The sequence below is a fragment of the Arthrobacter citreus genome (genome assembly GCF_038405225.1).
Lineage (GTDB): Bacteria > Actinomycetota > Actinomycetes > Actinomycetales > Micrococcaceae > Arthrobacter_B > Arthrobacter_B citreus_A.
Window position 1 is genome coordinate 1,824,025 of the sequence record NZ_CP151657.1, and the last position, 12,788, is coordinate 1,836,812.

The window sequence follows — 12,788 nt, forward strand, 5'->3', positions numbered from 1 at the left end:
CACAGGCCCGGGGCGCTTCCTAACCCTGTGACGCAGCGCATACCGAGTGCCCGAGGGCCAGGCTCCGGTCACACCACGCGGCGTCGGCCGGGTTGTGGGTGACAACGACGACGGACTTGCCGCGCAGGCCAGCCGTGAGGTCGGCCATCAGCTGCTCGCCGGCCTCGGCGTCCAGGTGGGCGGTGGGTTCGTCCAGGAGCACGACGTCGGCTTCGGTCAGGAGTGCGCGCGCGACGGCGAGCCGCTGGCGCTGTCCGCCGGAGAGGAAGTGGCCACCGCCGCCCACGCGGGTGTCCAGGCCCTCCGGAAGCCCGGCGAGGAAGGGTCCCAGCCCCACGGCGTCGAGCGCTGCCGTCATTTCCGCATCGGTCGGCGCGTGCCGGCGGTCGCGGGCGAGCAGCAGGTTCCCGCGCAGCGTGGAGTCGAACAGGTGTGCCTCCTGCGGGCACCAGGCCATCCGCCGGGCCGCCGGCGGAAGGTCGGCGGCGGGAGCGCCGTTGATCCGGAAGGTGCCCTGCTGCGGCACCAGGAAGCCAAGCAGGACGCCCAGAAGTGTCGATTTTCCGCTGCCGGACGGCCCGGTGACGGCCAGCCAGCTGTCCGGGTACAGGTCCAGGTCCAGGTCCGTGAAGACCGGGGTTCCCTGGCCGGGATAGCTGTAGCTGACACCGCGCAGCTGGACTGTTTCCACGGGCTGCGCTGCGGAAGCCGTTTGCGTTTCCGGCGTTTCACCGTCCTGGGTTTCCAACGGCTCGACGTCGTCGGTTCCGAGGTCAGGCAGCACCTTGTCGCCCAGCGTGCGCCATGCCGTGAACTGCTGGATGGAACCGTTGACTGCCACGAAGGCTTCGATGAGGGCGAGCTGCATCAGGACAACAACGGCGGCAACCGTGGCCGGCACTGAGTGCGCCACCGTCAGGATGTACAGCGATCCGAGCGAGCAGGCCAGCGCGGTCAGGGCATTGGCAAGGCCCTGGGCCCAGGCGCTGCGCCGTACTGCGGCGGAGGCGCGGGCATCCAGTTCCTGCTGCCCCGCAAAGACCTCCTCCGCGCTGCTGTTGGCCGTCAGGTCAGGAGCGGCGGAGAGCAGCCGGGCCATGGCGGACATGGACCGGGACTGCAGCCGCACGGTTGCCGCGCGTGCCGCGGCATCGGCACCGTGGGCCATCAGGGGAGCAATGACGAGGCCGACCACGCAGACGGCAATCTGCACCGGAAGCGCCTCGGGCAGCAGCAGGCCGGTCGCGATGCACGCGGCTACGGCCGTGAGGAACCCGGTCAACGGGGCAAAAACGACGCGCGGGGCAATATCCCGCAGTTCGTCGACGTCGCCGACCAGGCGCTCCAGGGCACCGCCGCCGCGGGCGAGGCGGCGCCAGCCTTCGGGGCGCTGCAGCAGCCCGTTCCAGAGCCGGATGCGGATGGAGTTGGTGGCGCGGAAGACGGCGTCGTGCAGCTGCAGCCGCTCAAGGTAACGCAGGACGGAGCGGCCAATGCCGAAGAACCGGACACCGACGATCGCGGCGAGCAGCAGCAGGATGGGCGGCTGCTCGAAGGCGCGGACAATCAGCCAGCCGGACAGCGAGGTGAGAGCCACGGCAAAGAGCGTTGCTCCGGTGCCCAGCAACAGCGCCAGGAGGAACTGCCGGCTCCACGGGCGCAGGACCACGAGGTTCTTCCACAGGGGCTGGTGCTTCGGGTGGGTTTCGGTTTCCGCCAGCTCCTCCTGCCAGCGGACGGGGGCCGGTGCGGCGGAGTGCAGGGTGTCGGTGGTCGGGGCCGCCGGCGCGTCATGGCCGGAAGCCTGGCCGGGAACAGGGCCGGGAGTGGCCTCGGACGCGGTCTGCGCCGCAGCGGGACCGGAAGCGGACGGAAGCGTCTGCGGCAGGTCCGCACCGGCGTCGCGGTCTTCTGAGGACCACACCGGAATCACGCGGTCGGCGATGGAGGCCGCGGCCTGATCATGGGCCACCAGCAGGACGGTGACCGAACCGCGCAGGCTGTTCAGGGCCCGGATCACGGCGCCGGCACTGCTGGAGTCCAGATGAGCCGTGGGCTCGTCGGCGAGCAGCAGGCGCACCTGGGGCTGTGAGGCAACCCGGGCCAGGGCGCGGGCGACCGCGACGCGGCGCTGCTCCCCCGGGCTCAGGTCAGCCGTGCGGGTGTCCAGCAGGTGCAGGGCATCAATGGCGGTCAGCGCCTCCACGGCTGCCTGCCGGCCTTCTTCTCCGTTCAGCCCCGAGTACAGGGCAATCTCGGCTGCCGTGGTCTCTTCCACCAGCACCGGGTGCTGGGGGATCCAGGCAATGCCGGCCCGCTCGACGCCGGTAACGGTGCCTTCGATCATGGTGTCGCCGCCGCTGCGGCGCAAGCCGGCGAGCGCCTCCAGCACTGAGGTCTTGCCGGTGCCGGACGCACCGGTCAGCGCGGCGATGCTGCCGGCGGGCACACTGAAACTCAGGTCAGCGACGGCAGGCTTCGGCCGTCCGGCATACCGGATGGTCAGCCCCGAAACGGTCACTGCGGTTCCCGCCGGGAAACCTGGACCGGCGGGCAGCGCGGCGGTTCCCGGCACCAGCGGCACCGCGGCGGGAGCATCGAGAACGGCGTTGGTCCGCTTCAGGGCCTCCAGGCCGTCTTCGCTGGCATGGTGTGCGGTGCCCAGATCGCGCAGCGGCTGATAGCACTCCGGTGCCAGGATCAGCGCCAGCAGGCCCAGCTCCAGGGACATGGATCCGTTGACCAGGCGCACGCCGATGACCACGGCAACCAGGGCCACCGAAATGGTGGCAATCAGTTCCAGCGCCAGGGATGACAGGAACGCCACGCGGAGGGTTTCCAGTGTGCGGGTGCGGTAGTTGTCGGCAACATCGCGCAGTGCCCGGGTCTGGGCGTGGGCACGGCCCAGGCCCACGAGGACCGGCAGGCCCCTGGCAAGCTCGAGCATGTTGTCGGAGAGCCGGTTCAGGGCGTCAACGGCTGCCGCGGTCTTGTCGCCGGTGTGCAGGCCGATGAGGATCATGAACACCGGGATCAGCGGCACGGTCAGGACCACCACCAGCGCACTGAGCCAGTCCGCCGACAGGATACGCAGCCCCACCAGCAGGGGCACGACGGCGCAGGTCACCAGGGCGGGCAGGTACTTGGCGTAGTAGTTGTCCAGGCCGTCGAGTCCACGGGTGATCAGCACGCTCAGCGCGCCGCTGCCCATGCCCGGCACGCTGCCGCCGTCGTCCAGCGCCCGGGATGTCAGCGATGCGCGCAGCTCCTCCTTGACACCTGCCGCGGCGCGCTGCGAAACGGTGTCCGTCCCCCAGACGGCGAGTGAACGCAGCACGGCGCCGGCAATGCCATTGGCCAGTACCCACCGCCAGTCCGGTTCACCGGTGGCCAGTCCGGCCACGCCTGCGGCCACACCGGTGGCGAGCAGCACCAGGCCTGCGGCCTTGACCGCGGCCAGGAGTCCGAGGAGGTACAGCGCGCGCCGGCTGGCGGCACTGACGGGAAGCACCGGTTTCATTGGGCGTTCACCGTGTGGGCTGCCGGGATGGCTTCAGCCGTGATGCGCTTGCGGAACACCCAGTAGGTCCAGCCCTGGTACAGCACCACCACGGGCAGGCCGAAGAGTGAGACCCAGGAGATCACGGTCAGTGTGTAGTCCGAAGACGATGCGTTGTCGACGGTCAGGCTCCAGGCCGGATCCAGTGTCGATGGCAGCACGTTCGGATACAGCGAGGCGAAAATGGTGAACACTCCGGCCACCAGGAACAGGCCCATCCAGATGAAGCTCCAGCCGTCGCGTCCGCGGCGGGCCATGATCCAGGACAGTGCCACGGCCACCACGGCGAGCACCAGCGGAATCAGGGTCAGCGCCTTGCCGTTCTGCAGCTGCACCACAATGGCCCAGGCGGCCATGGGCAGCACGCCCAGGGGCAGCCAGCGGACGACTGCGCGGCGGGCCCGCACCTGGATGTCGCCGCGGGTCTTCAGGGCCAGGAACACGCAGGCGTGCACCAGGCAGAAGGCCACCACGGCCAGGCCGCCCAGGACGGCGTAGCCGTTGAACCACGCGAACGCACCGCCCACCCGGTCGCCGTTCTCGTTCAGCGGCAGGCCGGTGGTGGTTAGGGCCAGCGCGGCCCCCACACCGAAGGCGGAGACGAAGGAACCAAGCGCCATGGCCCAGTCCCAGCGGTTGCGCCAGCGGTCATCGTTGTGCTTGCCGCGGTACTCGATGGACACGGCCCGGAAGATCAGGCCCAGCAGGACGAAGACCAGCGGAAGGTACAGGGCCGAAAACAGTGCGGCGTACCAGAGCGGGAAGGTGGCAAAGGTCATGGCTCCGGCGGTGATGAGCCAGACCTCGTTGCCGTCCCAGACCGGGCCGATGGTGTTGAGCATGACCCGGCGGTCCTTCTCGCTGCGGCCCATGAGCTTCATGAGCATGCCGACACCGAGGTCGAATCCTTCCAGGAACAGGTATCCGGTCCAGAGGAAGGCCAGGACGATGAACCAAAGGGTGGGTAGCGAAATCACTTCTGTGCTCCAGACTGCTGAGTGGGCAAAGCCGGGTTAGTACGCAAAGCCGAGGACGTCGTCGGGCTGCTTGGTCTTGGTGCCTGTCCCGCCGCTGCCGTCGGAGCCGTCACTGCCGGATCCGTCGTCACCGCCGGCGGAATCCAAGCCGCCGGAGGAACCGCCGTCGTGCCCCTCACCGTGCAGGAGTTCGGGCATGGCCGAGGGAACACCACCCCGGGTGAACTTGAACAGCAGCCGCACTTCCACGATCAGCAGCGCCAGGTACACCAGGACGAAGGCTGCCAGCGAGAACAGCAGCTCGGCCCGCGAGACGCCCGGTGACACAGCCGAGGCGGTGAACATGAACACCTGGTCGATTCCGGTGAAGCTGGGGTTGGGTGCCACCACGAAGGGCTGGCGGCCCATTTCGGTGAAGATCCAGCCGGCGCTGTTGGCGCCGAAGGGTGCCAGGATGCCGAACACTGCCAGCCGCATGAGCCACTTGGACTGCGGCACGGTGCCCTTGCGGGTGACCCAGAGGGCCACGGCCGCGGCAGCTGCGGCAATGGCGCCAAAGCCGATCATGATGCGGAAACCCCAGTAGGTCACTGACATCACCGGCAGGTAGTCAATCTCGGTGCCGGCCTGCTCACCGTACTTGGGGTCATCCGGAATGTGCGTGCCGTACGCCTCCTGGTACTCGGGGATCAGCGTGTTGACGCCCTTGACCTCGGTGTCGAAGTCGTTGTTCGCCAGGAAGGAGAGCAGCCCGGGGACCTCAATGACCGCGGTGACGTCGTCGCAGTTCTTCGCACCGACGTCGCCGATGGAGAGGATGGAGAAGGACGTGCCGTCATGGCATGCCGCTTCGGCGGCGGCCATCTTCATGGGCTGCTGGTCGAACATGAGCTTGCCCTGCAGGTCACCGGTGACGGCCGTGCCCGCGAAGGAAATCATGGCGACGACGGCGCCGATGCGCAGGGACTTGATCCAGACATTGTGGTCCGCCTTGTCGCGGCCAATCTCGGGGCGGGAACCAACGTTGACGGTGCCGTCCTCGTTCACGGTGTCGATGCCGTCCCGGCGCCGCTTCCAGAGGTGGTACCAGGCGATGCCCAGCAGGAACCCGCCGGCCACGGACAGGGCCGCGGTGATTTGGTGCGGGAAGGCCACCAGCAGCGTGTTGTTGGTCAGCACGGCCCAGATGTCGGTCAGCACCGGCCGGCCGTCAACCATTTCCACGCCAACGGGGTGCTGCATCCAGGAGTTGGCCGCCAGGATGAAGTAGGCGGAGAGCACCGAGGCCAGCGTTGCGATCCAGATGGATGCCAGGTGTATTTTCTTCGGCAGCCGGTCCCAGCCGAAGATCCACAGGCCGAGGAACACGGACTCCGTGAAGAAGGCCAGGAGTGATTCCAGGGCCAGCGGGGCCCCGAACACGTCACCGACAAAGCGGCTGTATTCGCTCCAGGCCATGCCGAACTGGAATTCCTGCACCAAACCGGTGGCGACGCCCATGATGAAGTTGATCAGGAACAGCTTGCCCCAGAACTTGGTCATCCGCAGGTATTCGTCTTTTCCCGTTCGGACCCACATCGTCTGGAGAGTGGCGACCACCAGCCCCAGGCCGATGGTCAGCGGCACCATGAGGAAGTGGTAGACAGTGGTGATGCCGAACTGCCAGCGGGCAATATCGAGTGCTTCCAAGGGACGATTCCTTTACTCGGACCAGAATTCTACAGAGCGTAGAAGTTCGTTCTTAATTTGATCGTAGAGCACTTGGGAAGAGTTTTCTACGTGATGTAGAACCAACGCCGAAAAGCCTGTACATTAGACACACCACACCTCCTCTGTACCGGCCGGCAGTGCACGCCGTCCGCGGTGAGTGGAGGTTTTTGATTTGTGTGATGCGAAGGACGGAACACGGATGGCCACCCTCGGCGAGCTGGAACGGGCAACAATGGATCTCCTGTGGGAGTCTCCGGAGGCAGCCAGTGCGAATGAACTGCGTGAAAAACTGGCTCAGGCCAACCCCGGGGCAGGCACAGGATCCGGCAAGGGCCTGGCCGTAACCACCATCCTCACGGTGCTGTCACGGCTGGAAAAGAAGGGCCTGGTTGCACGGGAGCGGAACATCCGTCCGCACCGTTACCGTGCCGTCACCACCAAGGCCGAGCACACCGCCGAACTGATGCATGAGGTTCTCGGCTCGGTGAGCGACCGTGAAGCCGTGCTGGCCAGGTTCATCGGCTCCGTATCAGTGACGGAAGCCGAGACGCTCCGGCGGCTCCTCGGCGGCGCCTGATCCGGTAGCCCCGCCTACTTTTCCGCCGCGGTGTTCTGGGCCTCATATTGCCTAGCCGCGCTGGCCCTCGTGCTGGCGTGGCCGGTGCCCATTGCCCTCTCCCGGGCCAAATGGCCGGCGCGGTCCCCCTTCACCGCCATGGTGCTGTGGCAGGCGATCGCCCTCGCCGGTGGCCTGTCCATGATCGGGTCCATGCTGACCTGGGGCCTTGAGCCCATTGGGAACAATCTCGTCTCGGCGCTGCACGGGTTATGGAACATCCTGCTGGACCGGGCACCGGCCACAACCTTGGGACTGGTGCATGTCTTCGCCCTCAGCGCCGCCCTGCTGCTGACCGTCCATCTGGTCTTCACTCTGCTGCTGACGTACTACCGCATCCGCCGCGGCCGACGCCGACACCGTGGCATGCTGACCCTGCTGAGCTCCCCCTCAGCCACCCGGCCCGCCACGGTGGTTATTAACCACCCGACGCCGGTGGCCTACTGCCTGCCCGGCGGGGCGCGTTCGGTCACCGTCCTGTCGGACGGACTGCTGGAGATGCTGTCGGATGAGGAACTCTCCGCGGTTCTCATCCACGAAAAAGCCCATTTGTCCCAGCGGCACCATCTACTGCTGTGGGCCTTTGCCGCGTGGCGGGCGGCCCTGCCCTGGCTGCCGACCTCACAATTGGCCCAGCAGTCAGTGAATGAGCTCATTGAGATGCTGGCCGACGACGAGGCCCTGCGCGCCGTGGATCCAGAGACCCTGATTCGGGCCGTGGCGATTGTGGGAACCGGCGCGCAGCCTGCCGAAGGAGGCCTTCAGGGCGCCGCCGCAAAGGCCCAGGGCGCGTCCCTGCTGGCCAGCCCCGACGAGCAGGAACAGCTGGGCACCGTGCGTCGCCTGAGCCGGCTGCTGACGCCCCTGCCACCGCTGCCGGGCTGGCAGCGGTGGGCGGTGCTGGTGGTCTCCGTGCTCCTGCTGGCCGTCCCCACCGCCCTGCTGATTGCGCCGGGGATGCTGTAGCCGCGTTAGTCCCTGTTGCCGCTGCTCCGGCCACTCTTGCCGCTCAGGCGCTCCGGCCGACTGCTCCCGGCGCTCTGGCCGCTTGAGCTAGGCGTCGATGCGGTCCCGGTCCAGCATGGCCGCACCGGCCACGATGAAGTCCTTGCGCGGGGCCACGTCGCTGCCCATCAGCAGCTCGAAGGCACGCTCGGCGTCGGCCGCCTGGTCGATGCGCACGCGGCGCAGCGTGCGGTGGCGGGGATCCATGGTGGTTTCCGCCAGCTGATCCGCGTCCATTTCACCCAGGCCCTTGTACCGCTGGATGGGTTCCTTGTAGTTCTTCCCGTCCTTCTGCAGCTTGGCCAGCAGGACGTGCAGCTCCTTCTCGCTGTACGTGTAGATCATCTCGTTGGCCTTGGAGCCGTGGTTGATGACCTCCACCCGGTGCAGCGGCGGAACGGCCGCATACACCCGTCCGGCCTCGACCAGGGGGCGCATGTAGCGGAAGAACAGCGTCAGCAGCAGCGTGCGGATGTGCGCGCCGTCGACGTCGGCGTCCGTCATGAAGATGACTTTGCCGTAGCGCGCGGCGTCGAGCTGGAAACTGCGTCCGGACCCGGCGCCCACCACCTGGATCAGGGCCGCGCACTCGGCGTTGGAGAGCATGTCCGCCACCGAGGCCTTCTGTACGTTCAGGATCTTGCCGCGGATCGGCAGCAGTGCCTGGTAGTCGGAGGAGCGGGCCAGCTTGGCGGTGCCGAGCGCGCTGTCACCCTCGACAATGAAGAGTTCGGAACGTTCGCTGTCATCGATCCGGCAGTCCGCCAGCTTGGCGGGCATGGACGATGTTTCCAGGGCGTTTTTGCGGCGCTGGGTTTCCTTGTGCTGGCGGGCGGAGATGCGGGATTTCATCTCCGAGACAACCTTTTCCAGCAGCAGCGCCGACTGGGCCTTGTCGGCGCGCGCGCTCGAGTTCAGCTTGGCGGTGATCTCCTTGTCCACCACCTTGGCCACGATCGCCCGGACAGCCGACGTGCCGAGGATTTCCTTGGTCTGGCCCTCGAACTGGGGTTCGGCAAGCCGGACGGTCAGGACTGCCGTAAGTCCGGCGAAGACATCGTCCTTTTCGATCTTGTCGCTGCCGGCCTTCAGTTTCCGGGCGTTGGCCTCGATCACCTTGCGGAAGGTCTTGAGCAGTGCCTGTTCAAATCCGGCCTGGTGCGTGCCGCCCTTGGGGGTGGAAATGATGTTGACGAAGCTGCGGATGTTCGTTTCGTAGCCAATGCCCCAGCGCAGTGCAATGTCCACCTCGCACTCGCGCTCAACTTCGGCGATCTTGCTGTGCCCGGAGTCATCAAGGACGGGAACGGATTCCTTGAACTTTCCGCTGCCCTGCAGCCGCCAGATATCCGTGACCGGAGCGTCGGCGGCCAGGAAATCGACGAATTCGGTGATGCCCCCGTCATGCTGGAAGACTTCCTCGATCGGTCCGGCCTCGCCGGGGGTGCCCGGCAGCCGCCGCTCGTCGCGCAGGGTGATCCGCAGGCCCGGAACCAGGAATGATGTCTGGCGGGCACGTGCCTGCAGCTCCGTGTAGGAGAACTTCGCATCGGGTGTGAAGATCTGCCGGTCCGCCCAGTACCGGATCCTGGTGCCGGTCACGCCACGCTTGGCCTTGCCGACAACTTCCAGCTTCGAGCTTTCCAGGAAGGGGGAGAACTTGGCGTCAGGGCTCGGCGACTTGCCGGTATCGGCAAAGTGGCCGGGTTCGCCGCGCCGGAAGTTCATCTGGTAGGTCTTGCCGGCCCGGTCCACCTGCACATCCAGGCGTGAGGACAGGGCGTTGACCACGGAGGCGCCGACGCCGTGCAGGCCGCCGGAAGCGGCGTAGGAGCCGCCGCCGAACTTGCCGCCGGCATGGAGCTTGGTGAAGACCACTTCCACGCCCGAGAGCCCCGTTTTCGGCTCGATGTCCACGGGGATGCCGCGGCCGTCGTCGTGGATTTCAACTGACCCGTCCGGATGCAGGATGATCTTGATGCTTTGGCCGTATCCGGCCAGGGCTTCGTCCACGGAGTTGTCGATGATTTCCCACAGGCAGTGCATGAGTCCACGGGAGTCCGTGGATCCGATGTACATGCCCGGACGCTTACGGACGGCTTCTAGCCCTTCCAGGACGGAAAGGTGGCGGGCGTTGTACTCAGTGTTCGGGGGCGCCACGTGTTTGAAACTCCTCAGGCCTTGGGACCGTTAGTCGGCAGCTCCGGTCGGCGGATCGCGGACCGGCTGCAGCCCGGAGACACCCGGACTACTTCCAAGGTTAATGCCCACCGGTGACACTGCCCGCCAGCGACTCAGTCCCAGTGAATTACCTCACGGCCGAACGCCCGTTTGGTACGCGTAGAGCGAAAGGGGCGCCCGGGTGCGAAGACTGGGTCCGCAAAGATGGTTATATAAAGTATCAACACCCTTAGGAGGCTTTCATGACAGCAGCAGTAGCTACTCGTGAACTGAATACGCTGGACCGCTGCGACCGCTGCGGCGCCCAGGCGTACGTACGTGCGGTACTGGAATCCTCGGGTGGGGAGCTGCTCTTCTGCGGCCACCATGCACGGGCGGTGGAGGCCAACCTCCGCCCCCTGACTTCGGAATGGCAGGACGAGACTTCCCGCCTGACGACGAAGGTTGCAGCAGTCCCCGCAGACTAGCGCCGCGTCAGCGGCCAGCCCGAACATCCCGGGCAATTCCTACGCTTGAAAAGGCTCCTCCCACAGCGGGAGGAGCCTTTTTCATGCCTGCCTCTTTTTCAGGGCCGGCTGGTTTTTATGCCTCCGTGGTTGGGGATGCACCCGGATCCAAAGCACGCATAACGCAAAACGCCCCCGACCCGCGGCAGCGGGATCGGAGGCGTCAAGCAGACTCCTGCTGCGGCTTGCGGGCCGCTCAGTGTTAGTCCAGGTAGTCGCGCAGAACCTGTGAGCGTGACGGGTGGCGCAGCTTGGACATGGTCTTGGATTCGATCTGGCGGATCCGCTCACGGGTAACCCCGTAAACCTTTCCGATCTCGTCCAAGGTCTTGGGCTGGCCGTCCGTCAGGCCGAAGCGCATGGCGACGACGCCGGCTTCGCGCTCGGAGAGCGTGTCCAGCACCGAGTGCAACTGCTCCTGCAGCAGGGTGAAGCTCACGGCGTCAGCCGGAACAACAGCCTCTGAGTCTTCGATGAGGTCACCGAACTCGGAATCGCCGTCTTCACCCAGCGGGGTGTGCAGGGAGATCGGCTCGCGGCCGTACTTCTGCACCTCCACGACCTTCTCAGGGGTCATGTCGAGTTCCAGTGCCAGCTCTTCGGGCGCAGGCTCGCGGCCCAGGTCCTGAAGCATCTGGCGCTGGACGCGGGCCAGCTTGTTGATGACCTCGACCATGTGCACCGGGATACGGATGGTGCGGGCCTGGTCGGCCATGGCGCGGGTGATGGCCTGGCGGATCCACCAGGTTGCGTAGGTGGAGAACTTGAAGCCCTTCGTGTAGTCGAACTTCTCGACTGCACGGATCAGGCCCAGGTTTCCTTCCTGGATGAGGTCCAGGAACAGCATGCCGCGGCCGGTGTAACGCTTGGCCAGCGAGACCACGAGCCGGAGGTTGGCCTCCAGCAGGTGGTTCTTGGCACGCTTGCCGTCGTGGACGATGAACTCCAGCTCGCGCTTGAGCTTGGGGTCCATGTCCGGATCGGCTGCAAGCTTCTCCTCGGCGAAGAGGCCTGCTTCGATGCGCAGGGCAAGATCAACTTCCTGCTCTGCGTTCAGCAGGGCAACCTTGCCGATCTGCTTCAGGTAATCCTTGACCGGGTCCGCGGTGGCACCGGCGGAAACGACCTGCTGGGCAGGGGCGTCGTCGTCGTCGGCATCCGAGTACACAAACCCTGAACCGGTCGGCGCTGCTTCAGGTGCGTCGGTGGCATCAAGGTCCGGCTCAGCGGGCTCGGAATCGGTCTGCTGCTCATCCTCTTCCGCAGCTGCAGGGGCCTTGGCCGACTTGGCTGTCTTGGCGGCGGTTTTGCGGCCGGCTGCAGTGGTGCCTGCCTTAGCGGCGGCAGGCTTCCGCACTGCAGGCTTGCGGACTGTCTTCACCGCGGTCTTTTCGCCGGCAGCGGGTTCCATCGGAGCCAAAGCTTCGTCTGCGGCAGTGCGCTTGCTTGCAGTGTCAGTCTCTTCGACTGCAGTTGTCTTTCTCGGCGACACAGAAAACCTTTCATACGGCGGGCTGTGGAATCGCCATTGGGGGCAACACCACTATGACCCTGTCAAGTCCGTGCTTGAATTCAAGCGATCCCTCCACTGCGGTGTCCCTAAGTGGAACACACGCGCGGCGGTTTCTGTTCCCTCTGCGTTAACCGCAAAAGGCCCAAAAGCGATACTTGATACACGAACCCGACCGGGTCTCGGTTCCCATTGTCTCACGATTTAGTGCAGCAGACAGCACTGCCGAGACCATTACCGGGCAGGAAGCAGTCGAGGGCACCGTTTCCGGGAACCTTTTCCCCGGGAGGGTGGATCCGGCGGCCTGTGCCTAGGTGCCGGCATCCACCGCATGCTTAGGAGCGGGCTCCGCCTTGATGCCGCTCCGGCGCCGCTCTCCACGCGGTTCCGGCAGTCCGTGCCCATACCGGGAACATGCCGGTGGCCAGGAGGTCCTCCAGCAGTTCAGCCAGCCGGTACCCCGGATATGCCTCCAAGCAGCGGCCCAGATAAACCTGCGCCCTGGATCCTCTTCCCCTGGCCCATTCAATCCAGGCCAGCAGGCTGAGCAGTGCCGCAGCCGCTTCGATGTCGACTTCCGCCCCGTTGTCGTCGTCTGCGGTTCCGGCTGCCCCAGTGGTTCCAGTGGTTCCGGCGGTTCCAGTGGTTCCAGCGGTTCCAGCAGCTGCAAGCAGTTCAGCGAACACGGCAAAGGCCGCATCCATACGGGACCAATCCGGCACGC

9 protein-coding genes are annotated in these 12,788 nt (G+C 66.1%); 3 read left to right on the forward strand and 6 right to left on the reverse strand.

What is annotated here, in order from left to right; genetic code table 11:
• Nucleotides 1–19: 19 nt before the first annotated feature.
• The 3 genes from cydD to AAE021_RS08520 are packed head-to-tail and all read right to left on the reverse strand — an operon-like array spanning nucleotide 20 to nucleotide 6,225.
• Nucleotides 20–3,520, reverse strand: coding sequence for a thiol reductant ABC exporter subunit CydD (gene cydD, locus AAE021_RS08510; protein WP_342025175.1), 3,501 nt, complete (start codon nucleotides 3,518–3,520; stop codon nucleotides 20–22).
• The gene (gene cydB, locus AAE021_RS08515; RefSeq protein ID WP_342025176.1) at nucleotides 3,517–4,536 is read right to left on the reverse strand and encodes a cytochrome d ubiquinol oxidase subunit II; all 1,020 of its coding nucleotides are present in this window, start codon (nucleotides 4,534–4,536) and stop codon (nucleotides 3,517–3,519) included. The genes cydD and cydB overlap by 4 nt, the downstream gene beginning before the upstream one ends.
• A 36-nt stretch (nucleotides 4,537–4,572) precedes the next feature.
• Nucleotides 4,573–6,225: a cytochrome ubiquinol oxidase subunit I gene (locus AAE021_RS08520; protein WP_342025177.1), complete on the reverse strand. Its 1,653-nt coding sequence runs from the start codon at nucleotides 6,223–6,225 to the stop codon at nucleotides 4,573–4,575.
• A 220-nt stretch (nucleotides 6,226–6,445) separates the two neighbouring features.
• Here AAE021_RS08520 and AAE021_RS08525 point away from each other — a divergent pair, with 220 nt between their 5' ends.
• Together AAE021_RS08525 and AAE021_RS08530 are read left to right on the forward strand one after the other, a co-directional pair.
• On the forward strand, nucleotides 6,446–6,823 hold the full coding sequence (locus AAE021_RS08525; RefSeq protein WP_342025178.1) for a BlaI/MecI/CopY family transcriptional regulator: 378 nt from the start codon (nucleotides 6,446–6,448) through the stop codon (nucleotides 6,821–6,823).
• Between the two features lie 30 nt (nucleotides 6,824–6,853).
• The gene (locus AAE021_RS08530) at nucleotides 6,854–7,828 is read left to right on the forward strand and encodes a M56 family metallopeptidase (RefSeq protein ID WP_342025179.1); all 975 of its coding nucleotides are present in this window, start codon (nucleotides 6,854–6,856) and stop codon (nucleotides 7,826–7,828) included.
• Nucleotides 7,829–7,915: 87 nt separating this feature from the next.
• Here AAE021_RS08530 and AAE021_RS08535 read toward each other — a convergent pair whose 3' ends face one another.
• Entirely contained in the window at nucleotides 7,916–10,027 is a 2,112-nt protein-coding gene (locus AAE021_RS08535) for a DNA topoisomerase IV subunit B (RefSeq protein WP_342025180.1), read from the reverse strand.
• 263 nt (nucleotides 10,028–10,290) lie between these two features.
• On the opposite strand from AAE021_RS08535, the gene AAE021_RS08540 reads away from it, so the two are divergent.
• A complete protein-coding gene (locus AAE021_RS08540; RefSeq protein ID WP_342025181.1) occupies nucleotides 10,291–10,515 on the forward strand; it encodes a DUF7455 domain-containing protein in 225 nt (74 codons plus the stop codon).
• Between the two features lie 241 nt (nucleotides 10,516–10,756).
• Here the strand turns inward: AAE021_RS08540 and AAE021_RS08545 are convergent, their stop codons facing one another.
• Both AAE021_RS08545 and AAE021_RS08550 read right to left on the reverse strand, forming a co-directional pair.
• Complete coding sequence (locus tag AAE021_RS08545) at nucleotides 10,757–11,965, reverse strand: RNA polymerase sigma factor (protein WP_342025182.1); 1,209 nt, start codon at nucleotides 11,963–11,965, stop codon at nucleotides 10,757–10,759.
• A 434-nt stretch (nucleotides 11,966–12,399) separates the two neighbouring features.
• A complete protein-coding gene (locus AAE021_RS08550) occupies nucleotides 12,400–12,786 on the reverse strand; it encodes a DUF4192 family protein (RefSeq protein ID WP_342025183.1) in 387 nt (128 codons plus the stop codon).
• Between the last annotated feature and the right edge of the window lie 2 nt (nucleotides 12,787–12,788).